Source organism: Candidatus Cloacimonadaceae bacterium (assembly GCA_030693415.1).
Classification (GTDB): domain Bacteria; phylum Cloacimonadota; class Cloacimonadia; order Cloacimonadales; family Cloacimonadaceae; genus JAUYAR01.
This window is the reverse complement of the sequence record JAUYAR010000023.1, coordinates 1-23,623: the sequence shown is the minus strand read 5'-3', so window position 1 is coordinate 23,623 and position 23,623 is coordinate 1. Positions and strand designations below refer to the sequence as shown.

At 49.0% G+C, this 23,623-nt stretch carries 17 protein-coding genes; 9 read left to right on the top strand and 8 right to left on the bottom strand.

From position 1 onward, the window contains the following. The 5 genes from Q8M98_01660 to Q8M98_01640 form a co-directional block, all read left to right on the top strand. Window positions 1-1,006 (top strand): transposase (locus tag Q8M98_01660; protein ID MDP3113459.1); only part of this gene is annotated, 1,006 nt, incomplete at its 5' end. Between the two features lie 56 nt (window positions 1,007-1,062). After that, on the top strand, window positions 1,063-2,595 hold the full coding sequence (locus Q8M98_01655) for a hypothetical protein (protein MDP3113458.1): 1,533 nt from the start codon (window positions 1,063-1,065) through the stop codon (window positions 2,593-2,595). Window positions 2,596-2,700: 105 nt separating this feature from the next. Continuing rightward, the gene (locus Q8M98_01650) at window positions 2,701-3,669 is read left to right on the top strand and encodes a hypothetical protein (GenBank protein MDP3113457.1); all 969 of its coding nucleotides are present in this window, start codon (window positions 2,701-2,703) and stop codon (window positions 3,667-3,669) included. A 569-nt stretch (window positions 3,670-4,238) separates the two neighbouring features. Beyond that, complete coding sequence (locus tag Q8M98_01645) at window positions 4,239-4,445, top strand: helix-turn-helix transcriptional regulator (protein MDP3113456.1); 207 nt, start codon at window positions 4,239-4,241, stop codon at window positions 4,443-4,445. Beyond that, entirely contained in the window at window positions 4,442-4,777 is a 336-nt protein-coding gene (locus Q8M98_01640) for a hypothetical protein (GenBank protein ID MDP3113455.1), read from the top strand. Before Q8M98_01645 ends, Q8M98_01640 begins: the two co-directional genes overlap by 4 nt. 323 nt (window positions 4,778-5,100) lie before the next feature. Here the strand turns inward: Q8M98_01640 and Q8M98_01635 are convergent, their stop codons facing one another. Genes Q8M98_01635 through Q8M98_01605 form a run of 7 tightly spaced genes read right to left on the bottom strand, consistent with a single transcriptional unit; the run spans window position 5,101 to window position 12,585 of the window. Then, window positions 5,101-6,492 (bottom strand): aminomethyl transferase family protein, encoded by a 1,392-nt coding sequence (locus Q8M98_01635; GenBank protein ID MDP3113454.1) that lies wholly within the window; start codon window positions 6,490-6,492, stop codon window positions 5,101-5,103. 43 nt (window positions 6,493-6,535) lie between these two features. Further along, a complete protein-coding gene (locus Q8M98_01630; GenBank protein MDP3113453.1) occupies window positions 6,536-8,119 on the bottom strand; it encodes an amidohydrolase in 1,584 nt (527 codons plus the stop codon). Further along, window positions 8,100-9,227, bottom strand: a complete 1,128-nt coding sequence (locus Q8M98_01625) for a pyridoxal phosphate-dependent aminotransferase (GenBank protein MDP3113452.1) — start codon at window positions 9,225-9,227, stop codon at window positions 8,100-8,102. The genes Q8M98_01630 and Q8M98_01625 overlap by 20 nt, the downstream gene beginning before the upstream one ends. Further along, window positions 9,211-10,035: a 2,3,4,5-tetrahydropyridine-2,6-dicarboxylate N-succinyltransferase gene (locus tag Q8M98_01620; GenBank protein MDP3113451.1), complete on the bottom strand. Its 825-nt coding sequence runs from the start codon at window positions 10,033-10,035 to the stop codon at window positions 9,211-9,213. The genes Q8M98_01625 and Q8M98_01620 overlap by 17 nt, the downstream gene beginning before the upstream one ends. Then, entirely contained in the window at window positions 10,036-11,205 is a 1,170-nt protein-coding gene (locus Q8M98_01615) for a PatB family C-S lyase (protein MDP3113450.1), read from the bottom strand. Then, entirely contained in the window at window positions 11,195-11,743 is a 549-nt protein-coding gene (locus Q8M98_01610; protein MDP3113449.1) for a hypothetical protein, read from the bottom strand. The genes Q8M98_01615 and Q8M98_01610 overlap by 11 nt, the downstream gene beginning before the upstream one ends. Then, the gene (locus Q8M98_01605) at window positions 11,728-12,585 is read right to left on the bottom strand and encodes a PHP domain-containing protein (GenBank protein MDP3113448.1); all 858 of its coding nucleotides are present in this window, start codon (window positions 12,583-12,585) and stop codon (window positions 11,728-11,730) included. Before Q8M98_01605 ends, Q8M98_01610 begins: the two co-directional genes overlap by 16 nt. A 99-nt stretch (window positions 12,586-12,684) precedes the next feature. Between Q8M98_01605 and Q8M98_01600 the strand changes: the two genes are divergently transcribed. The 3 genes from Q8M98_01600 (at window position 12,685) to Q8M98_01590 (ending at window position 17,949) form a co-directional block, all read left to right on the top strand. Further along, window positions 12,685-13,476 carry a class I SAM-dependent methyltransferase gene (locus tag Q8M98_01600; GenBank protein MDP3113447.1) on the top strand — a complete coding sequence of 264 codons (792 nt, stop codon included), beginning with the start codon at window positions 12,685-12,687 and terminating at the stop codon, window positions 13,474-13,476. Window positions 13,477-13,651: 175 nt separating this feature from the next. Continuing rightward, window positions 13,652-16,105, top strand: coding sequence for a signal peptide peptidase SppA (gene sppA, locus Q8M98_01595; protein ID MDP3113446.1), 2,454 nt, complete (start codon window positions 13,652-13,654; stop codon window positions 16,103-16,105). Window positions 16,106-16,302: 197 nt separating this feature from the next. After that, window positions 16,303-17,949 (top strand): hypothetical protein, encoded by a 1,647-nt coding sequence (locus Q8M98_01590; GenBank protein MDP3113445.1) that lies wholly within the window; start codon window positions 16,303-16,305, stop codon window positions 17,947-17,949. A 174-nt stretch (window positions 17,950-18,123) separates the two neighbouring features. On the opposite strand, the gene Q8M98_01585 is transcribed toward Q8M98_01590, so the two are convergent. Beyond that, the gene (locus tag Q8M98_01585) at window positions 18,124-22,032 is read right to left on the bottom strand and encodes a T9SS type A sorting domain-containing protein (GenBank protein ID MDP3113444.1); all 3,909 of its coding nucleotides are present in this window, start codon (window positions 22,030-22,032) and stop codon (window positions 18,124-18,126) included. Window positions 22,033-22,207: 175 nt separating this feature from the next. On the opposite strand from Q8M98_01585, the gene Q8M98_01580 reads away from it, so the two are divergent. Then, window positions 22,208-23,623, top strand: a 1,416-nt coding sequence (locus Q8M98_01580) for a chitobiase/beta-hexosaminidase C-terminal domain-containing protein (protein MDP3113443.1), incomplete at its 3' end; no start/stop codon positions are given.

Below are 23,623 nucleotides of genomic sequence, written 5' to 3'. Positions count from 1 at the left end.
CGGTAATCAATCCGAACCCAAGACTCTACAGGAAGTAATGGATGAAGTCCGCAATAATCAGGAAGATTTGATTGATCGCCTTGCCCAGCCTATGGTGGTCATGGACAGAGGGATTGCCACCAAAGACAACATTGCCTGGCTCAAAGAACAAGGCTATACGTACTTTGTTATTGAGCGCCGTAACGCGGTAAACGACTTTCGGGAGGAGTTCATGAGCATGGAAGGCTTTGTCGAGAGTCGCGACAGACAGAATGGCAAGCTATACCTGAAAAAGGCAAGCGAGAACGACCTGACCCGGATTTTGGTTTACAGTGAAGCTAAAGCACTGAAAGAACGCGGTATGGTCAGTCTGCGTGAGCGTAAGTTCCTGGAAGAGGCAGAGCATCTGATAAGCATAAACAAAAGCGGATATCTACTTGATGCAAAGAAGATACTGATCAGATTCGGCCGCTTGAAAGAAAGATATGGCTCTATAGCAAGTAGATATGATTTTTGTTTGCATCGTGATGATGACAATGATCAACGGATCAAGCGAATAGATCTGCTTGATCTGAACCGGAAGTCTGCAAAGGCCGAGTTTCCGGGTTGCTATGTCATAGAAACCAATAGTATTGGGCTCAGTTCAGAGGAAATCTGGGGCTTCTATATGAAACTGAATGAAGTGGAAGCAGCCTTCAGATGCATGAACACAGATTTAGGTACCAGTCCAATACATCATCAAAACGACACACGAGTAGAGGCTCATCTATTCTATTCTGTACTTGCCTACTCCATCCTGAAGAGCGTCATCAGGAAGCTGGCCGATCAGGATATCCATATGAGTTGGACGAGCCTCAAACAAACTCTTAGCACTCACATGAGAGCCACCATTATGTACACCGATCCGGAAGGTTACAGAACACATATCAGGCAAACCGGTCAACCTGAAGATGAGGCTAAAAAGCTATTCTCAATCCTCAAAGTCAAGGTCTCAAAAAACCAAATCATAAGCAAAGTAAAAGTGTAGAGATTAGTGCCTAAAAAAATGGCTTGGCAATATATATCAACATGTTAGCGTAAAAAATGCTCAAGTTCGGCTACAGTAATAGAGATGACAGAATTCAGGTGCAGGTCTCCCAAAGTGGAGGAGGCTGGCAAAATCTCAGTACTCCCGTATCCCGCTATAATGGCAATACCGGATGGGAACGGCATACTATCAGTCTGGCGAGCTACCATCAAGCCAACGATCTCCGGATTGGTTTACTTGGGATCAGTGCTTATGGCAACGACATCTATCTCGACGATTTAAAAGTTGCCACAGTTCCACCACCCACCGGCTGGCTAACTGTGAACGACACCCTTTCGGTCATGGGGTTACTGCCCCAAAATGACCCTCCCCATCAGCTTAATATAAAGGCAAATTCCGCCACCCTCGCTCAAGGGATGCACAATGCCCAGATCAATATCTATTCCAATGATATGGTGAACTGGCATAGAATGATCCCCGTGGAAGTGATTGTCGGTTTACCGAGCATCCAACTGCAAACCAGCAGTCTCAACTATGGCAATGTCATTACCGACACTAATTCCACTTTGCATTTTACTCTCGCCGGCACAGGCAGCATTGGTGTCAACGGAACGATCACCACCCCGGCAGGGTATTCGGTCGTCAGGACTTATGATCCCATCCGAAATGACCAACCTGCCCCGATTGATGAACGATCAGATGAGGAGCGAAACACCCTATCCTACCATATCGGTGCGATGGGATTTGGCAATTTCCTGGTTACCTTCGCACCTACCGCAGTTCAATCCTACGACGGAAACATCGTTATCAGTTCCAATGCTCAGGCAGATATTCAGCTGCCTGTCCATGGCAACGGTGTCAGCATACCGCAAATCACTACTGCGCCGGCTGCCATTATCAAAGCCGGGTCAGCTACCTGCGGAGGCAATGTCATCTCAGCAGGAGGCTTGACGATCACACAGCGGGGCTTGTGTTGGAGCTATAATCCTAATCCGACTATGGAAGACAATCATGCAGCAGTGCCCGGCACAACCGGCAGCTTTACCTATACGATAACGGGGCTTGCAGCTCCGGTGCAATACTATGTGCGGGCTTATGCCATCAACTCTGCGGGCTTTGCTTACGGAAACGAGCAGGTGTTCACCACTCTCTCTCCGCAACTGACGATCAGCACCAATACTCTTGATTTGGGCTATGTTCCCGTGGAGAGTTATTCGGAACCCGCTTCATTCACAATTTCAGGGATCAATCTGTTTGAACCGGTCTTGATTATTCTGTCACCTTTTGACGGTTTTTCGTTATCCCTCAGTCCCAACCGAGTGGGAGACAGGAACAATTATGAGCTGTATCTGGATCCGGTTGACGAAACCTTGCCCGAAACGACTGTCTATGTTCGTTTGTTTCCAACTATATCTGGAGTGTGGTCTGACCTCATCCAGATTCACACCCCTGGTACGGCAGAAGCTTATTACTTTATCAATTCCACGGGAACAGGTGTCGCAACCCCGCTTGTGGTCAATGGAATTCCCTTTGCTATAACCCAGAGCTCTGCGATGATGGCAGGGCTCGTCTCAGACGACGGACAGTGACCCATTTCAGCCTGTGGGATCTGTTGGAGTACCTCTCCCAACCCGACACAAGCCAACGCCCATCAAAATCAACCCTTGGGAGAATACGGTGAATTCGTGGCAGAAATGACGGACCTTTTACCCAACACAAATTACTATGCCCGCTCCTTTGCCACCAATATTGCCGGCACCAGCTACGGAACCGACGAAAGTTTCAGAACTCTATCCGAGGTGGTCATCTCCGTCTCGGATATCATGCTGCCCGGCTTTGGTGAAGTGCTCATCGGTTCGGTATCAGGAACCGCAAGCTTCGAGGTCTCTGCATCCGGTCTTGTGGATTCTTTGTTGATCTCAGCTCCAAACGGTTTTGAACTAACGTTGGGCAACCGGCTCGGATCCAGAAACTTCTCACAGATCATAATTCTCATTTCCGATAACGGCAATGTGTCCGAAACCTCCATTCTCATCCGGTTTGCCCCAAACCGGGGAGGAAACCTATCCAACTATGTAACCTTCAGCAGTGCGGGTGCCCAAAATCAACAGATGATGGTCTATGGCATCGGAATTACCACTCCCACGGTAAGCACTTCCGCTATTACCGACATAACCCATAATTCCGCTGTCGCCGGAGGAAATATCCTCTCAGACGGATGGAGTAGCATTACTGCCTGTGGCGTTTGCTGGGATACAAATCCAACCCCCGATATATTCGATGCGCACACATCAAACATTACACCCCTGGGGGAGTTTTCGGATGACATTACCGGACTCCAGTCAAACACCACCTATTTTGTCCGTGCTTATGCCACCAACGCCGCCGGCACTACTTATGGCGAGCAGATTACCTACATGACGGCTTTGGGAACAGTCGGCACTCCGCAAAATGTCCAAATCTCGTTTCAGAACGGCAATATTGTCCTTACCTGGAACGCTGTCACCAATGCTCAAAGTTATCACATCTTTCGCAGCGCAGATCCTTATGCGGAAGATTGGGGTCTGCCCTACGCCACCACAAGTCTTTTAACCTATACTGATACCGGAATTGGCGGTTCAAACAGATTTTTCTATAAAATCACCGCCGACACGGCTGAATAGGGGATAAAGAACAAAACCCGTTTCATACGACACGGCACGGTCTTTATGGCGGTGCCGTGTTTTTGTTCTAATACAATTTCCACATTGATATGTGCATAACCTCATACTACGCATCATGGAACGCCTCATCATGGAACGCCGACGTCCCCGTCGGCGACAGTCGCGAGGAACCTGTCACATCCACCCATTTCGTAACCCATCCACAAATCTGTAATTTAGTTTCCACATAGATAAGTCATTATCGTAATATCACTATCTTGAGTGATGAACAGCGAGGACAGTCGAGGCGACTGTCATTATGCTAATATGTCTCATCAAAGTGAAAACCATATAATTTGTCCCACGGCGAGCACAAAAAATCCATTTCTTGCACCTAAAAAATCCGTTTCTTCCCCCTTAGCATTACGGAATCAATACGGACTCATTACGGACTAAGTCCGTATTGACTCCGTAATGCTAAGGAGGAAGACTAAGGGACAAACCAGCCGGAAAGTATAGTGCAGGCGTCATAATGTAAATTAAACTTGACAAATTATCAAGTGTGAGCGATATGGGTCTCGGGAGGTACAATGGTACTGAAAAATTACTTGAAAGTCTGGCGTGCAAAGCGGGACATCACGCAGGCTGAACTGGCTCTGGCAGTCGGTCTCAGCCGCCAGACCATCAATTCCGTTGAGAAGGGAGTATTTGTCCCATCGGTAGTAAGCGCCATGAAATTGGCATCTTTTTTTGAAACCACTGTGGAAGAAATCTTTTATTTTGAGGAGAAACAATGACAGTCAAAGGAAACTATCACCTGTTGTTTGCCAGTCAGTTGATAACTGGTATTTTGACCTATTTTGCGTGTCTGAAAATAGGTATTTGGGGTCTGTTGATCGGGTTCATCCCTTTTGCCATAGGTATGATTGTAGTTTTGTACAAACATGAAACAGACGAACGGGAACTCTCAATAGCTCATAAAGTTAACAGCTACGAAAGTATCAGCGCCGGAGTTCTGGCTGGCATAATTTACTTCATTTTCCCCGATATCAACTGGTTCTTTGCCCTGGTGTCAGGAATTAGCGTGGTCAGAGGGATTATCGGGCTGCTATATTTTACGCTACAGTAAGAGCTCGGTTCAATGTCCACAATGAATTATGCTCAGTCTTATGAAAAATCATTTGATACAAACTGCCAGTCCACACGAAACAGGTACAATCAATGAGATCGTGCCCGCCAGCAGGTCTTCTTCTCACGTAAACTGCACAGCTAAGTTATTGTTGCGATACTAATCAACCGTTTCCATTATCAATCCTAAGCTGATATATCGACAGGAACTTACTGCACAGCTTGGACTTCAAGCCCCGCATAACCTGGCTTTTTATAGCTCCTTGAGGTGCGCGGCGGAGTTTTGAGTTATAGCGAAGGTTCGATGCCAATTTGGTGCGAAAGCTATAGGTTCTCAATGTTTTTCAGAGGTTTCGGAGCGGTTGCAGGGGAAATACCTTCCGCGGTGAGATATCCCAATAGGGGAGAGCCTTTTGGTTTGCGTTCCGCGTCCTCGCGAAAAAACATAGCCGGAATACGGGTCGGCAAGCCGCCAAACTCCGTGATATCATTCCCTTCCGCGTCTTTTTCAAAGGGACTGTTGTAGAGCCAGCCGATGCCGATGGCGGCGGTGCCGTTCTCATCATTGACGTTTTTACGGGAAGATCCGATAGCGAGGCGCTTTTCATGGCTGAGATTGGGTGAATTGATGCTGGAAGTGACCGTCCCGATACGTTGGTCATTCAGATAGATACCACGATTGGAAGCGATGCCTTCGGCAATGAAGATCATTATATGTTTGGTGGGATTTTGCGTCAATTCCTTTTCCAGAGCAGCTTTACCGACGAAGAAATCCTTGTTCATGTCGATGGCTGCATCAAAGAGCGGAGCGTTCACAGGGCTATGAATGGGGTCATATTCGCTGCCCATCAGTGGAAGTCCGTAAGTGCCTGCGGAGATACGGTTTTCGTCTCTTCCGCCCAATCCGACGAGCAATCCACCCAGTTCGACGGCAGCACTGACGATCGCCTTGAAATCTTCTTCCGCAAAGGCATTGGGGATATAGAGTTCCCAGCCCCAGCGATTTGTGTAGCCGGTGCGGCTGATGTAATATTTGTGTCCCTCGCGGGCAAACTCGTTGAAACTGAAGAAATTCATGTTTTTATCCGGCTGGTTGCGGTTTTTGAGCACATCCGCGCCAAATATCTGCTTGATCAATTTGAAGGAAAGCGGTCCTTGGATATCGACCTTGACGAGAGTGTCCGAAATATCACGGGCATAAACCTCTTCCTGAGGGAGTTTGAGCATCATAATGCGATCCAGATCGGCGATGAGATCGATGCTTGTGCTGTCGTGTTCAATGGTGTCCGTGATATCGTGTCCGGCATTTATCACCATGATGTATTCGGTATCCGTGAGGCGCATGAGGATCATGTCGTCCTGGACTCCGCCGGTTTCGTTTAGCAGTAGCGTGTATTTGCAGGAGCCGATCTTCATCTCGCTCATCGAGCCTCCGAGGACACGATCCAAAAGTGCGGGGCAGTCTTTGCCGCTGAAATGGATCTGAGCCATGTGGTCGATGTTATAAACCGCTACTTTCTCTATCGCGGCTGCTTCTTCCAACACGGAAGTCGTGTAGTTCACCGCCATGTTATACTCGCCGAAATTGCTGCGTTTGATGGCTTGCAGCTCTTTACCCAAATGCTTGGCGATCATTGGATTATACCATTTTTCCTCAAGGTCGTAGAGGAAGGTTTTACGTGGTATTGCGGGGAAGTCAAAACCGAGTTTGGTCATTATTTACTCCTGTTGCTTATCTAATTTATCTATTTGAAATATGTTATACATCTTGGAAGACGATGTTTCCGTTGATCATGGTGAGCCGGGAGCGGCAGCGAAGCCAAAAATCCTCACCCTGATCAGACCAATCATCGAGGACGATGAGATCCGCTGATTTTCCTGTCTCAATTGATCCTCTAACGTGTCCGGAACGGGATGCTTGGGCTGCTCCAATGGTATAAGCTCTTAAGGCATCCATGAGCGAGACCTTTTGCTGCGGCATCCAACTTTCCTTGGTGGGATCGAGATTGTGCTTTCGATAAAGTGCGCTGTGGATGCCGTGGAAGGGATTGATCGTTTCGATGGGCGCGTCCGAACCAAAGCCGTGAGGGATGCCGAGATCGATGAAACTCTTGAAAGGATATGGGTTTTCCCGGGTTGATTGCCAGTATTTTTCTATCATGGGGATGTCGTAGGCAAGGTGAACCGGTTGTAATGCGCAGTATGCGCCACACGCTTTAAGTAGTTTCAGATCAGTTGGCTGTATCGTCTGCACGTGTTCTATGCGGTGAAAAAGATCGGCAGCGGGGAAACGGGTTTTAAGCTCCAAAAATGTGTCAATGACAATCCTGACCGTGCGGTCGCCGATGGCATGGATGGTGGATGAGATGTCGTGTCCGGCAGCTTTGGAAACGATGGATAATAGCTCGTCCGGCGCGTAGCGAAGGATGCCAAAGTTTTGCGGATCAGAGGGATATGGATCGAACATGGCGGCGGTTTGAGATCCGAGCGAGCCATCGGCAAAGATTTTCACTCCTCCGGTTTTCATCCATTCGTCCCCGGTGTAGGAGCGGATGCCTGCTTCGATCATCTGATCAAGATCGTCTAAAGGGAAATGCCAGCAACAGCGAAAGAGCGTTCCCTCAGCTTGAGTCTGGCGCAAAAGATTCATGCTGTGCTCGCTTTCCATGCTGTGAAAACATGTCAGTCCGAGTTTGTATATCTCTGCCACGCTGTGCTTTATGGCTTGTTGGATGAGATTGTCGGAAAGAGGGACGATAAAGGGATCGATCATCTGGGCGGCAGTCTCAAAGAGGATGCCGGCGGGTTTGCCTACAGCATCGCGCTCTATCTTTCCGCCGCAGGGATCTATGGTGTGGCTATCGATACCAGCGATCTGCAATGCTTTGCTGTTGCACCACTTACTGTGATAGTCCTTGCTCTGCAAAGCTACCGGAAGATCGGGGAAAACGCGATCCAGGAGTTGCCGGTTGACCATTGCCGGTTCGTCGATGATGTTTTTGTCCCAATAGCCGCCCAAAATCCATGATTGTTGTCCAAAAAGGTTCTCCCGATGCTTGATGAGCGTATCAAGCATATCCTTGACGGATATGCAGTTACCGAGATCGATAAGAACGCTGCGTTTGGCATTTTCGACAAAGTGCGTGTGAGTATCGGTAAAAGCGGGGAGCAGGAATCTGCCTTTGAGGTCTATCGTTTCGGATGACGCTTTCGCGGCTTGCTTGCAAGCGGAAAGACTTCCGACAGTTTGGATCACGCCATCCTGCACGAGGACGGAATTCGCCTCGGTTAAAAGTCCGGTATCAAGGTTCAGGATGCGGGCGTTAGTGAGGATATAATTCATCGGTAAGTATCCTCAGCGCTTTGTCTAACAAGGCTTTGTCGATGGCGACATTGATCCTCAGCCAATCTAAACCACTATCTCCGAAGGCTCTGCCGCAAGCGGTCAGGACACCTTTTTTTGCCAGAGAAGCCGCGGTCGCAAGATCGTCGGCTTTGAGTTTCAGCATCAGATAGGGTGTCGCGCTGGGGATGTTGAGGGATGCAGGATCATCGGTTCGTTTCTTCAGTAAATCAATGGCAAGCTGTCTATTTTCAAAGAGTTGCGCGTAGATGGGTTTGACCGAGTCAAGTCCTTCAGGGGAGAGGGCAAAGACGGCGAGTTTCTGTGCCAACCAATTGCTGCAAGTGGAGATATACTGCTTTGCCTTGATCAATGAAGCCGGCATACTTGGGGGAGCATTGACCCAACCCAGCCGCCAGCCGCTCATACAGTGCGATTTGGATAATCCGTTAATAACAAATAGATTGGATGTATATTGATCAAGCGATACATGAGAAGAATCAAAGTAAAGCATTGAGTATATTTCATCAACGATGATGATAACTCCGTTTCGATCACAGATATCCGCAAGTTTTTGCGCGCTATGATGATCGAGTGCGAAACCGCTGGGATTGGAGGGATTACTCAGAACAAGCGCTTTGACGCCACATTCAAAAGTCCTTTCCCAAACATCCCAATCGATAGTATGAAAATCTTTGGCGAAGGGCAGACGGACAACCTTGGCATCAAGCATCTTGCAGATCGCGGGATACGCTGTGTAATCGGGATCTGGGATGGCGACTAGGTCACCAGGATTGAGGATGGAAAAGAGGGTGATGAATATCGCTTCCTCGGCGCCGTTGCACACGCAAATTCTATCCGGACATGAGGCTGGATAATACGCGGCAACGATCGCCTCTCTGGTTTCAAGCAATCCCGCGTTGGGAGTATAGACGGCAGTGGCGCTAGTTATGATCTCGATCGCTTTTTCACGAAGAAATTGGGGCATATCAAAGCCCAATTCACCCAGGGCGAGATTGACCGAGTCCGGATGGGCAAGATTCATGACCTGTCGGATGAGGGATAGCTCAACTGCTTGCAGGCGAAGGGCTTCAGTCAATAATGGCACGCAGTTCTTGCTCCAGTTGCACAGAGCTGTCGGTCTTGCTGTCGCGGTATTTGACGATGATCGGGCAATAAACCTGAAAGCCGGGATGAGATTTTATCGAGCGTGAGCCGGGAACGACGACGGCGCGCTCGGGGATCGTAAATGAAGCCCCCGCATCGCGTTGCAGGAATTCGCCATGCACGCTATCGAAGATCGGAGTGGAAGCGGTGATGATCGTTCCCGATGCAATGACCGCTTTCTTTTGCACAATGATGCCTTCATAGATGCCGGTGTTTCCTCCCACGAAGACATCGTCCTCGATGATCACAGGGCGCGAGCCGATTGGTTCAAGGACGCCGCCAATCATCGCTGACGCGGAGAGATGCACGTTTTTGCCGATCTGGGCACAACTGCCCACCAAAGCATGCGAATCGATCAGCGAGCCGCTATCCACATAAGCGCCCAGGTTTATGAAAGCGGGAGGCATGATCGTGACCCCTTTGGCGATGTAGCATCCATTACGCGCGGAAGTTCCGCCGGGAACGATACGAATCTGATCTTCGAGCGAAAAGCGTTTTTCTCTTAGAGTATCTTTGTCGAAAAAGACCTTTTCAGTGCTCCAGGGAAGAGCGGAGAGCACGCCGATGCGGAAACCGAGCAAGATGCCCATCTTGATCCATTGATTGACCTGCCAGCCGCTTTCAGAAGGTTCGCAAGCCCTGATGGCTCCCGTGTTCAGCGCTTCGATAAATTCGTCAAAGAGGGTACGGTGCGCGGATGTATATTGAGCTGGTTTTTCGTTGTATAGGGAGATGATCGCGTCTTTCATCTATAATTCCTTGTCGATGGTATATTTAAGCCTGTCCAGACCCTCTTGCAAAACCGAACGCGGACAAGCGAAATTGAGCCGGCTGAAACGAGATCCGTCCACGCCGAATTTTCTGCCCGGATCGAGCGCGACTCTTGCTTTATTAGTTAAAAAATCAAAAAGTGCGTTGTCGTCCAGCCCCAATTCGTGAAAACCGAGCCACGCCAGATAGGTGCTTTCTGGCTCGACCATGCTGAGCATCGGAAGTTCCCTGCAGAGGAATTCCCGAAGCAGATTTTTGTTCTCAGCGAGATAGACCATGAGCGCTTCCAACCAGTCCTCGCCTTCGGTATAAGCTGCTGTGACAGCTTCGATGCCGAAGGAATTACCCAGATAGAGATGCATCTTTTGATTCAAGCCGGATATCTTGGCGCGAAGATGGGTGCTTTTGATGATGATAGCGGCACTGCACAAACCCGCGATGTTAAATGATTTTGCCGGAGAGATGCAGGTGATCACATTGTCAGCGAAATCATCCAGCGAGGCGATGGGGATGAACATTCCGTCATCATAGACAAGATCGGCGTGAATTTCGTCTGAGACGATGGGTACCTTATAGCGTTTGCAGAGTGCGCCCATGATGCCGAGTTCCTCGTCCGTCCACAATCTTCCCACCGGGTTGTGAGGACTGCAAAGGATAAAGAGGCTTGCCGTGCGCAGCTTCTTTTCAAAATCGTCGAAATTGATGCTATAGCGGTTGTTTACATTGATCAGACTGTTGGTCAGAAGGCAACGGTCATGATCGGTGATGGCATTGAAAAAGGGACGATAGACGGGGGTTTGGATGAGAACCCGATCTCCGGGGTGGGTGAGGCTCAGCACCGCCATATTGATTGCGGGAACGATGCCGGGGGTGTTGACGATCCATTCTTCGTGGATAGCCCATGCATATCTTTTTAGCACCCAGTTGACGACCGACTCATAATAGCGGGGCATGTGGAAGTTGTAGCCATAAACGCCGTGTTGGAGGCGTTTATTCAGCGCTTCAGTGATCTGCGGAGCGATAGCGAAATCCATATCCGCCACCCAAAGCGAGATCAGATCATCCCTTCCGTAGAGAGATTTGAGTGCGTCATATTTGAAACACCCACTGCCGCGTCTGTCGATTACAGTATCAAAATCAAAGTTCATTGTTGCCGTTAACCTCCAGTGTTTGATTGACTTCTTTGAGATATCCAATCACTTTGGCGAGATGATCGTCCAAAACAATCTGTGGGGACATCTCAGCGATATTATACATGATCTCCAACATTTTGGGGAATCCTGCGCTGGTCTTATAGACGCGTTTGTTTCCCTTCGAATCCCGATAGGTAAGAAACAAATAATACATGAGGGTTCTTTGCAATTTGAGCGATTCAATGTTTTTGTATTCGATCGCGATCGATGGTTTGAGGATGAATCGCAGCCACAGGCATTCAGGCGCAAAGATCAGACTGTTGAGTGATGTCACATGACGGACAAGGGAATTCAGCGCCACGAAAAGGATCATGATCGGGATCAGTTTCGCGATCAAAGGAGTGTCCTGATTGACGTAGCGGGTGAGGAAATAGACCGAATAGATGGCAAGGGTTAGCGTGATCGCGATCATAAAGGAACGCACGAAGGGGTTGAAACGATAACGCACCGGCAAGCGGCCACGCACGGATCTCACATTCACATCTGTCTGCACAGATACTCCTTCCAGAGCTTGCGGACGCTTTGCAGAATTGTTTCTTCGGCGGGGATGACGTCAAAGAGATTGTGTCGATCCTGCACTCCGTGAAAATCGCTGCCTCCCGTCATATAGAGCCCATTCTTTTGGGCAATCGCAATAAACTCTTGTATCTCATATTGATAGTGATCCGGATGCCAGACTTCGAGGCCGTCGATGCCCATGGCGATAAATTCATCGAGATAGCCACGTTTGACCAGCTTTCCCGGGTGAGCGATAATGCCAAAACCACCCGCGTCGTGGATGATGCTGAGCGCTTCCGGAACGCTGAGCTCCGGCTTTGGCACAAAGGCGGGTTTGAAATTGCCGATATACTTGTCAAAAGCTTCATTCTTGGTGCTGCAATACCCTTTTGCCACAAGGATTTGCGCGATGTGGGGACGCACGATGAGTTCTCTACTTCCCGCTACTTTGACCACGTCCTCGAGAGTGATATGCATGCCGAGCTGCTTGAGTTTGGCAATCATTTTTATCGCGCGGTCTCGCCTGCCGGCAAGATACATCTCAGTCATCGTGAAGAGGCGTTGGTTGCGCAGATCAAAGCCCAAACCGAGGATATGCACGTCGTTTCCTTCGTGTTGGGAACTGATTTCCATACCGGGAATGATGCGCAACGGTGTGATGTCCGCTGGCAGCATGCCATAGGCGTCGGCGGTATCGTGATCCGTGATCGAGATCAGGTCAAGCCCAATCTGCCTGGAACGGGTGATCAGTTCCGCCGGGCTGAAGCTCCCATCCGACACAGTAGTATGCAGATGCAGGTTTATACGCTTGATCGAGTTTATATCTTTTTCTATCATAATAATTTTCTATTGACGTAATTCTGATATCCATAAAATCGTCAATGACTTTTTTTGCATGTCTGTTATGATATGATGGACAAAGGAGTATGACAAGTTATGCAATATGACCCGATCAAAGACCGCGTCTCGGAAATCATCCGGCTGTTTCCCGCTGTTAGAAAGGTTTTCTACACTGTTTTGGACATGATTCTTCTGCGTCAGCGATATGTGAAACGTGGCATCCAAAAATACGCTCCTGCCGGCGAGGAATTCTTATTCTACGATGCCGGAGCGGGCTTTTGCCAGTATTCACACTTCGTGTTGAAGCGCTGGCGGCGGGCAAGGGTCTTTGCCACTGATCTCAAATGCGGATTTTTAAGCGATTTTGCTTTTACCGCAACGGCTTCGTTTCCGGGTAGGTTCTCCTATTTCCCTGCCGATCTTCAGTATTTTACTCCTAAGAACAAATATGATATGGCACTCGCCATCGACATCCTTGAACACATCGAGGATGATCGGGCGGTGCTGAAAAACTTCCATGAGGCTTTGAAAGATGGAGGACATCTGATCATCTCCACCCCCTCGGACACCGACGAAGCGGCAAAATTCACCGAGGAACACGTCCGCCCCGGATACAACAAAGCGAAGCTCGAGGACAAGCTGCGCGATGCCGGATTTGAGATTGTGGAAAGCCTTTACAGCTATGGATTCTGGGGTGCGCTTGCCTGGCGTGTGATGATCAAACACCCGCTACTGCTTTTGCAGCGTTCCAAATTGCTTTTATTGCCAGTGATCCCATATCTGATCTTGCTTTATCCCATCTTCGAATTGATGATGCGGCTGGATATGAAGACAATGAACAAAAGCGGCACGGGGATCTTGATCGTGGCGCGGAAAGTGGTGTGTTAGCTTTGTGGAAGCAATATATCACTTCCCATATCAAAAGGATATAATACGGAGAAACGGATTCTTGCAAGCCATCGCCAAGCCCATGAAAATCAATATGATATGCAAAGCACGCAAAGTTGGAACAAAGATTGCCTTATAGATTGATAAATACACTATGACCCATAGGAGGTTCATAATGAACAAAGCCACGATATTGACGTTACTATGCCTGTCTCTGGCGTTTGGTTTCGCCTTTGCGCAGAGCACGAGCGAACCTATCGACCTCGGCGCTTCCGATCTTCCGATCGCGAGCATCGACAACATTTTCATCCCCTTTGCCAATCCTTCGCTGTTGGGCACAACCCATGCCCGCGGAGTCGGTTGGGCGCAGGTCATCGACGACCGGAAGCTGCAAAAGCACTATTGGCTGATCGCCAACATGGAAGGAATCAGCTATCTCTATGAAAACAACGAACGCACCAGCAATCACACCATAGGCTGGGGCACTGAGGTCTTTCCTGCGCACTTGATGCCCAATCTCTACATGGGCACCGCCTACAAATGGACAAACGATAAATATGCTGAAGGCGCCTTGCGCAGTGGCGTCACCTACCGTCCGCTCAATGCCATGTCCTTTGCCATGACCTGGGACAATCCCCACAAAGCCGCTCCCCAATATCGTTTCGGAGCTGCCATCCGTCCTCTGGCGTTGGCTACCTTCGTCAAAGACCACCGGGTTGAACTCTCCGCAGATTTCAATTATGTAAAGGATTCCCAAACAGCTTATGAGTTTCAAAAACCCACTCTCGGTTTCAACACCGAACTTTTGAACGGAATCGGCATCGGCGGGACTTACAACATGGAAAATGAGGGCGCCATGCTCAATTTCAGCATCAGCACCGGCAAGAGATCCATCGGAAGTTTCACCAGAGTGCAGGAAAATGCCAATACCTATTCCGTCGGGTATGTCCATCTTACGGACCAGGCGTTCGCTCCCTTCCTGGGGCTCAACCCAAAGCACTGGTATTCCATGAGGATGCCGGGGGAGATCGTCACCTACAAATCGGCAAAATATAGCTTCGGACCCTTTCAGATCTTTGAAGGCAAGCAAAAATCCATTGAGCAAGTGATTGCCGAAATCACCCAAGCGAAAAACGATCCCACCATCGAAGGCATCCTGTTCACCAATCCTTCCTTTGCCACTTCCTTTGCTTTGATGCAGGAACTCCTCGGCGCCCTGAAGGATTTCAAGAGCGCTGGCAAGAAGGTCGAATTCTATTTTGACAACATCAGCAACGGAGGCTATATCTTTGCCGCCTCGATCGCGGACAACATCTATCTGAATCCGATGGGAACGGTCGATCTGCGCGGGCTTTCCATCACCAGTCCATATCTCAAATCGCTGCTGGACTCGATGGGTATTGACGTGCTCAATTTCCGCAGTCATAAATATAAAACCGCAGCAAACATGTTTTCCGAGACGGAAATGACCCCCGCCGAACGCGAGGTCTATGATTCCATCCTGCAAAGCATTATGGATAATGTCATCGCCCAAATCAGTTCCGGCAGGGGAGAGCGCTTTGGCAAGCCGGTAAAAGACATCATCGACGAGGGTCCCTATTTCCTCGCCAAGGACGCCCACGATGCCGGTCTTGTGGACAAACTCATCTATCAGGACGAGCTGGAAAAAACCATCAAGGAAAGTGCCGGTTTCAGCAGAAAAAAGAGCGTGCTGGAGGACTATCGCGATTATAGCTGGGCGAAACCGAAGGAAAAACAGATTGCTGTGATTTATGCCACCGGGAATATCGTCATGGGCAAAGGCGCGGCGGGCAAGATGATCGCTCACGATACCACTGTCAAACTCATTCGCGCCGCCCGTAATAACAAAGACTACAAAGGGATAATCCTCCGCGTGGATAGCGGTGGCGGCTCCGCTCAGGCATCGGACATCATTCTCCGCGAGCTCCAGCTCGCACAGAGCAAAAACAAGAAGCCCGTCGTGGTCTCTATGACCGGTGTGGCGGGTTCCGGTGGATATTACATTGCCTGTGGTGCGGATCGCATCATTGCCCAACCGACCACTATCACGGGCTCCATCGGGGTCGTCGGGCTTGCTTTCAACCTCGAGCGTCTCATGGAAAAGATTCGCGTGAACTGGTCAACCGTCAAGAAGGGCGAAAACGCGGATTTTGGTTCGCTATACCGTGCCTGGAGCGAGGAAGAGAAAGCCCTGATGGAATATTACATCGAAGAAGTCTATGAAGATTTTGTGCGCAAGGTGGATGCCGGACGTAAAAACCTTAGTCTCGAGGAAGTGCATCAATTTGCCCAAGGAAGAGTCTGGACTGGAGAGCAAGCCAAGGCGATCGGTCTGATCGATGACCTCGGCGGCTTGGACAAAGCCATCGAACACATGCGCGAACTCACAGGTATCAAAGGAAAGATAAAGCTTGTGGACGCCACCACTTCCTGCAAAAAGGGCGTCGTTATCTCCATGAAGAGCAATCCCCTCGCCGTCTTTCCGGGATTTGATCTGGTCAACGACGTCAGCTCTGAATACATCGAGCTCTATGAATTGTGGAAAAACTTCCGGGATGAAAATGCAATGATGCTTTCTCCGCTAAATAACGCTTCGGTCAAATTCTGATCGATTGATACAGAAAAGCAGGCACGGAGACGATTCGTGCCTGCTTTTACGTTCCCTTGGATAAAAGCTCTGATTCCTGCATCAGGGGCGACGCGAGATAACATAATTACCAAGCTATAGCGCAAAACAACACGCAAAAAAGGAGTATCATGAGTTGGATATACGGGTACTATCATAAACAAGGGAATCGAACGTCTATGCCTGCTCTTCGAACCGCCCTATTTGAGTTTCATACTGCAAACGCGGACATTTACGCGGGGGGAAACCCTCAAACCTGTCAATCGTTCACTCATCCCCACGATCCTTCGCGACACGTAGTGGTCTTGGGCAATCCCATTATCAGAAACGGTGAGGATTTCAATTATCCGGATAATACCGCTTGGTCGCTCATTCTTTCCGATGAAGAGAGATTGAAATCCTTGGATGGGCATTGGGTGATCTTGATCATCGCCGGAGATGAAATCCTTGCATACAATGACTCTATGTGCAAGCGTACTTTGTATATACAGGAAGATTCGGATAGGATATTCTGGTGCTCCGAGTTGGCGCTTTTGAAGGATATATGCAAACCGGAGATCGATTGGGAAAGCTTTGGCGCCTACTGGCACGGCATGTTTCCTCCCACGAGACTATATTATGCTCCTACCCAGAAATCCTATTTCAAGGGAGTGCAGATGCTTGGCACAGGCACCAAAGCCGTCATCGCTGCCACGGGAATTACACTTCAACGTACCGAATGGCTTCCTTCGAAAAGCATCCATAATCTCGAGAACATGCTGAAAAACATGACGCTTTTACCAGTCCGAGCGGGAAAAAAGATTTGCGTGGGACTCACCGGTGGAATGGATATCCGTCCCCTGATTGCCATTTATCTCGCCAATGGGGCGAAGCTGCAAGCAGTGCATTTCGGTAGCGACAAAACCGCAGATTTTCGTGTGGCACGGCAGATTGCTTCACGCTACAAGATCCCCTTTCGTTTTATCGGTTACGAGGAATCCGGCGTTTCTTGGGAGCAGGCAAAGCTCTATATCCAAAGCCGGGGGATGGGATTCAATCCCGCTGCCTGCGATTTTATGGGCTATTATCCCAAAATCGCACAGGATTCGGAAGTGTATATCAGTGGATACTTTGGCGAGTTGTTTCGGTTTCGATTCATGATGGCGCACCTGAAAACGCTTGTTTTGGGTTCCCATCTCACCTATCATGCCATCGGCAATTATCTATACGCGAATCCGCCGAGTTTCTTCATTCCGGAAATAGCCAGACGTATGCACCGGGGTTTTTGGTCGGAATTACGAAGTGAAGTCTCCCTGATGCCGGATAGCGGCAAGATGCTGAATCCCATGTTGATGCACCTATTCTATGTCCGCCATAGCCCACGGGCAAATAACATGCCGAATCTTGCCTGGATAGACAATCACGTCATCGACCACATGCCTTATCTTCAGAGCAGCTTGGTCAGCGAGCATTTTCGCTACGGTTTTTTGAAACAATTGAACGAGGGTTTGCATCGAGATACGATCCACAGGATGTTTCCCGCGCTCGAGACCTTCCCGATCACGCTGTCGGAACTGTGCGCTCCCTATCATTATCGTCAGCTCGCGATGAAACTGAAAATGAGGCTCCATTACCGAAACAAACTCTTGATCCGCCTGCGCAGGGACGATGTCTTTCTGCAAGAATATAAAAGCAATATCCTTGAGCTGAGACATGATACTTTGATCACCCAAGACGCAGCCATTGACCATAAAAAGCTGGATCAAATCCTTGATGCGTATTACGCGGGTGATAAAAATCGAACCGGAGCCGTGCTGAGTTTTGTTTGCTATGCTATGGGAAAGTGAACCGAGAGCTTTGATCGCTGTTGTCGCCGACGGGGACGTCGGCGCTCCATGATTATGGAATTACCGACGTCCTCGTCGGTTCTTGTCCTCAATTCCTCGTCGGTTCTTGTCCGCATATAAAATAAACCCCGGCACACAACCGGGGTTTGATGCTATACTTAGGAGTATGTTAGCTTATTTCATCAGCATCATTTTCAGGATATGCGTCTTCGCCTTGGTCTGGACGCGGGCAAAGTAGATTCCGCTGCCGACGCTGCGATTGTTGCTATCCTTTCCGTTCCAGAGGAAGCTGTGGTAGCCTCCTGAAAGCCGGCCATTGAACAGATATCTCACTTTCTGACCGCGGATGTTGTATATATCGATAGCAACATCGGTTCCGATCGCCATATTGAAGGCGATATTCACATTCGGATTGAAAGGGTTTGGGTATGCTTTCAGTCCGGAAAGCGGAGTCATCACCAAATCGTTATTGGACACGGGATAATTGCTCACTCGGATGTATCCGTTATAAGTTCCTGGCGCATTCGGAGAGAACACGAATTCCGGTGAGCTACCTACGTAGTGAGGCACGCCTTCGATCATAAAGAGGATCTGCCAACCGGGCTGGATACCAATTTGGTTAAATGTGAAAGCCACAGGCTCCGCGGTGGCAAGCTGTAAACGGAAGTTCCACACCTTTTCTTCATCGATCGAAGCGCTGAAGAGCGATCTGTATTCGCTGTAGAGGTGATGATCGATAAACAGGGAATCGGATTCCAAAATGCGCAATAATCTCACATACGGCGCCTGCACCGGCAAAAGCAAAGGCTTGGGGAGGTCATACTTAAAGTCATAACCATCGGTTGCCAGATGATGTGATCCGAGGATCATGGAATCGTGTTTTCCGGTGGCAGAGACATTTACTTTCAAAGACCAATTTGCCGCCGGAGGTGTGATCTGCGGAGCGTCGAAGAAAGGATAGAAGTTGATCTGCGGCGCAAGATTTGCGCCACCGTAATACTTGATCAGAAAGGCTTCATAGGGTTCGATGCGATCGGCGAGTTCGTATCCGCCGTTTCGGAACACATATACTCCGCGGGAGATGAGGTTCTGGTTTATCAGTTCGCCGAAACGAAAGAAGTTTCCATTCAGGATAAAACGGATATCCTTCACATTATAGGCACAGAGATGGGGATTTGGAATGAAGCTCCATCCCGGATTCAGCCCAAAACTGATTTCCTCGCTCTGGATAGGTGAAGTCGTGCTATAAAAGGCGTATTCAGGATTATTGACCAGGTAGGCGCTGCCAAAACTGAAAGTGGCGGAGGCACCCCACCCCATGCTGCCGTTGTAAGTAGATCCGGTCGCACCGGTTCCAAACATCTGTTCAAAGGTCAAAGCGTTTGCAGGCCAAGGATTGGAGCGCATTTTCCAGCCGTCCTCGTTCATCACGAAAACCATGTATGGCACCAGCGCGAAAGTGTAGCTCGAATAGTAGCGTGAGCGCACCCCGTCAATCGCCACTATGTCGATTACAATTCTGGCGTTTTGCATATCAGCGTCGTAAGGAACCATAAATGTGGTGTTATATTGGCTGTTAGTCACAAGAGAACTCACAAGCAAGCTGTCTGTGTCGCTGATAATCGAGATTTGAGCGTGATCGATCAGGAAGGGATAGGTGTATGACCATGAGAAATGGATGTTGCTGCCGCCCTGGAAGACCTTGTTTGCCTGAGCGTTATGCGTCGCGCTGGGTTGCATGTTGCCCCAAACCAAAGTCATGGTGCGAACGTTCGAATTGGCATTGGAATATTGGTAGGGACCGCTCATCAGATTGTGCCAGGTGCCGGCTCCTCCGTCATTCAGGTACAGCTTTTCCGCCCTGCCGAAAGTGCTGGAAGCAGAGATTGTAAGGTTTTGACCTATCAGATCGGAGCGCGTGCGCATTGTCCAGCTTTTCACGTTTGTATCCAGATTATAATAGCCCTTGATCTCTCTTGCAAGCTGAGTTCCGCTGCTTCCCCAATATTGTTGCCAGAAAGCGTTCCAGACATAGTTGCTTGCCGGATTGTTTTTGGAGACGTCATAATAGTTGTCCTGACCATCCGTAGCATAGGGATTGTTTCCGAAGGCGATGGAATCGGCAAGCGTGGCGCCGGCATCTTGGATGCGGATAAAGTGAATCGCACGCGGCGAACAGGCAGCGGGGTAATTGTGATAGAATTCGACGTTGTTTCCGTTTGTGGAGCTGATCTTGTAGGTGTAGGTGGAGTTGTTGCTCACATTATTGTCCCACCATTCGAAAGCGCTGGCGGTGGGAATGGTCAAAGCGGGATTAGTAGCATAGGAATCCGCAAGTTGGTATTCCGCGTCTCCGATCTTTTTATAGACCTTGAAACCCTGGTTATTCATCTGCCCTCCAACCTGCCAATAAAGCCTCACCGCAGAATCCATGCCATAGGCGTTGTAAGCCGTGATGTTTGCCGGCGCGGGGATCGTCATAACCTCATTGCTCAGGCTGCTATAGTTGCCGTTTTTGTCCTTTCCTCGGATGCGGAAATAGTATTGGTTAGCATTGGTCAATCCCGATACGCTGATCGTTTCGCAAGCCTGTGAAGCCAAAAATGAAGCGTTGTTGCGATCGAAGATCTGATAGTTGCCGAGACCGATCGGTTGGGTGGCATAGAGCACTTCGTATGTGTCGAAGTCATAGTCATAGCTCCTGTTCCAGCTCAGGGTGATGTAGTTCATGGATTGATTGAGCACGGTGAGGTTGGTCGGAGTCTCCGGAGCCTGTCCGTCGTTCATTTCAAACATTTCATCGAGAATGCTGTCCATATCCTCCACCCAGCGGGAATAATATGCCACGGTATTTGTAAATAGATTGGCATAGTCCCATCTCTGTGTGGCTACATTAAAACCATAGAACCAATGATAATTCACATTGTCCTGCACATAAGCGTTGGGTAATTCATCCATTTCGATGTGGAAGAACGGCTCATAGGCATCATAATCGTTCCAACCGCTTAGTGTATAAAGCATTTGTTGGTTCAGTGAATACGCGGGCAGGGAGATGACGTTGTTCACTGCATATTGGTGTTCGCCGTCGTCAAAGGTGAAATCGTGGATCTCATAATTCACCGAGTAAAAGTCGTTCAGATAGACGTCCCGATGGGTGCCGACCGTGTTTGCCGGAATCATCAAATGCGAGCCGCGGTTGATCAGATCGTGTTTCAGTCTCGAAAGATCGCGGATTGGGAGGTTGGGACAGAGTTTCAGATAACCAGCGGAGATCTGAGTATCCGTCATCCCCACATGCCGGTTCCAGTCATAAGAATGGATCTGGACTGAAAATTCGCGGATATTAAGCTCCGCACGGATCGTGTCCGCAAATTTCTTATAGATATAATTGTAAGGATGGGTTGCCAGGCGAGTCGGATCAGAGATGGATTTGGCGTTTGTGTAAGGCGGCACATTTGTCCATTTGACCTCCCTGCCGGCGCCATTGATCAACAGAGATTGGGCGTTCCAGAGCTGAAAAGCCTCATAGCCGATGGGGAGTGTGGTGAAGTCGTCACAGGGATGGGGCAACGTAATAATAACCGGTCTGGTGGCTTGGGGATTGTAAATAAAGAGCCCCCAGCCATATAGAAAGGCTCCGATCTCATCATCATAGGGGTCTGGAGTGCCGTTGTCGTCAGAATATGTCATATTGGGCAATTCGCGGATCATATAATAGGTTCTGCCGCTGTCCAAATCATTGAATTGGACTATCTGGAAAGGCGCGCCGGCGTTGGTGAGGATCGTCTGCGCGGCATCGTATTCTCCCACCATAAACAAATCCAGCATGTTATTCCAATAGAGCAGATCGGCTGCATTCGGTACCCGAAAATCGCCAAATCCGTTGGTCTGCCGATCATAGGGTGCATAGAGATTATAGTTCGCAACAGCGATTCCCTCCGCCACATGCGAAAGCCAATTGTCATAGGCGCAGGCTGGTTCGCTGCCAAAGAGGAAGTTCTTTAGCGACGCTGTCTCTACGATGATTGCCGGCAACTGAGCCATCACAAAACAGATCATGCCGATGATCAAGAGTTTTTTCATATAGTCTCCCATTTCTGATAATGATTTGTAATTTTACTGAGTGTCATACCTAAAAATGAGCTGGAAAGCGTCAAGCCTTTTTTCTCCAGTATAATTTTTTCTAATGGAAAAAAAAATCCTTGACAACAACACCTATCGAATACAATTAGCTCAATGGCTAACTTGAGGAGCACAAATGAAGAAACTCCTGGTTTTATTGACGCTGCTCTGCAGCACGTTCTATCTGAATGCAGCCCGCAAGGCACTGGTGATCGGCAATGGCGATTATGGGCAGAATTCTCTGTCCAATGCCGCTAAGGATGCCCGTGATTTTGCCCAGGTGCTCACATCGGTCGGTTTTAAAGTGACACTGAAGACCGATGTGGAGTTGAAGGAATTCGAGCATACCGTGGATACTTTCACAGCCTCGCTCAAAGCAGTGGACGAGGTAGTGTTTTATTTCAGCGGACACGGGATACAATATAGTGGGGAAAACTTCCTGATCCCCGCCCGTTCTGATCCAAAGAGCGAAAAAGACCTGAAATGGGATGCCATGAATGCAAACCGTATTTCCGAATACTTGAATAAAGCCATGGTTTCAATCATGATCCTGGATTGCTGCCGGGACAATCCCTTTCGCAATGTGCGTTCCAGCGCTCGCGGCATGGCGACTATCGAAGTAATACCCGGTATGCAGTGCGTTTTCTATAGCACCGCCAGTGGAAAAACCGCTGAAGACGGGAGAGGAGAAAACAGTCCTTTCACGGCAGCTTTGCTCAAGTTCGTGGCTATCCCGGATTTGGAATTGGATGAAGTGTTTCGCAATGTATCCAAGCAAGTGAAGGAAGACACAAGTAATAGGCAAACCCCTTTCAGGAGCGGTAATCTGGATGAGTATTTCTATTTTGCCAAATCATCCCCTGTGGAGGAAAGAAAACCGCTCGATAAACCGGCAGAAATACCGGTAGCCATACCCATCTTAAGTCCGGCAGGAGGATCATACAACACTGCGCAGAAGGTAGCGATAACATGTGCTACCAACGGAGCAGCAATCAGATACACCACAAATAATACGGAACCAAATGCCGCATCAACTGTGTACAGCAGCCCGCTAACAGTCTCAAACACCACCACGATCAAAGCCAAAGGTTTCAAAGACGGCTGGACAGCCAGCCCAACTGCGAGTGCAACCTATACCATAACATCATCAGGAACGGTAGCCACGCCTACCTTCAATCCTTTGGGAGAGGCTTATGCAACTGCGCAAAGTGTATCACTAAGCTGTGCTACCGACGGAGCCACAATTCGATATACTACAAACAATACGGAACCCACTGCCACATCAACTTTGTACAGCAACCCGCTAACAGTCTCAAACACCACCACGATCAAAGCCAAGGGTTTCAAGGACGGCTGGACAGCCAGCCCAACTGCGAATGCGACCTACATTATTAGCTCTACTCCCGGTCAGATGATCTTTGTGCAGGGCGACTCTTTTAAGATGGGATCGAATGATGGTGAGAGCGATGAAAAACCTGTGCATCAGGTGACGGTATCATCCTATTACATCGGAAAATATGAGGTTACGCAAAAAGAATGGACTGCGGTGATG

Excerpts from the sequence above, each read along its gene's own strand:
- Q8M98_01605 (MDP3113448.1), bottom strand. The coding sequence starts at position 12,585 with ATGATAGAAAAAGATATAAACTCGATCAAGCGTATAAACCTGCATCTG.
- Q8M98_01630 (MDP3113453.1), bottom strand. The coding sequence starts at position 8,119 with ATGAATTATATCCTCACTAACGCCCGCATCCTGAACCTTGATACCGGA.
- Q8M98_01640 (MDP3113455.1), top strand. The coding sequence starts at position 4,442 with ATGACAGTCAAAGGAAACTATCACCTGTTGTTTGCCAGTCAGTTGATA.
- Q8M98_01645 (MDP3113456.1), top strand. The coding sequence starts at position 4,239 with ATGGTACTGAAAAATTACTTGAAAGTCTGGCGTGCAAAGCGGGACATC.
- Q8M98_01615 (MDP3113450.1), bottom strand. The coding sequence starts at position 11,205 with ATGAACTTTGATTTTGATACTGTAATCGACAGACGCGGCAGTGGGTGT.
- Q8M98_01635 (MDP3113454.1), bottom strand. The coding sequence starts at position 6,492 with ATGACCAAACTCGGTTTTGACTTCCCCGCAATACCACGTAAAACCTTC.
- Q8M98_01655 (MDP3113458.1), top strand. The coding sequence starts at position 1,063 with ATGCTCAAGTTCGGCTACAGTAATAGAGATGACAGAATTCAGGTGCAG.
- Q8M98_01620 (MDP3113451.1), bottom strand. The coding sequence starts at position 10,035 with ATGAAAGACGCGATCATCTCCCTATACAACGAAAAACCAGCTCAATAT.
- Q8M98_01650 (MDP3113457.1), top strand. The coding sequence starts at position 2,701 with ATGACGGACCTTTTACCCAACACAAATTACTATGCCCGCTCCTTTGCC.
- Q8M98_01585 (MDP3113444.1), bottom strand. The coding sequence starts at position 22,032 with ATGAAAAAACTCTTGATCATCGGCATGATCTGTTTTGTGATGGCTCAG.
- sppA (MDP3113446.1), top strand. The coding sequence starts at position 13,652 with ATGAACAAAGCCACGATATTGACGTTACTATGCCTGTCTCTGGCGTTT.
- Q8M98_01600 (MDP3113447.1), top strand. The coding sequence starts at position 12,685 with ATGCAATATGACCCGATCAAAGACCGCGTCTCGGAAATCATCCGGCTG.
- Q8M98_01590 (MDP3113445.1), top strand. The coding sequence starts at position 16,303 with ATGCCTGCTCTTCGAACCGCCCTATTTGAGTTTCATACTGCAAACGCG.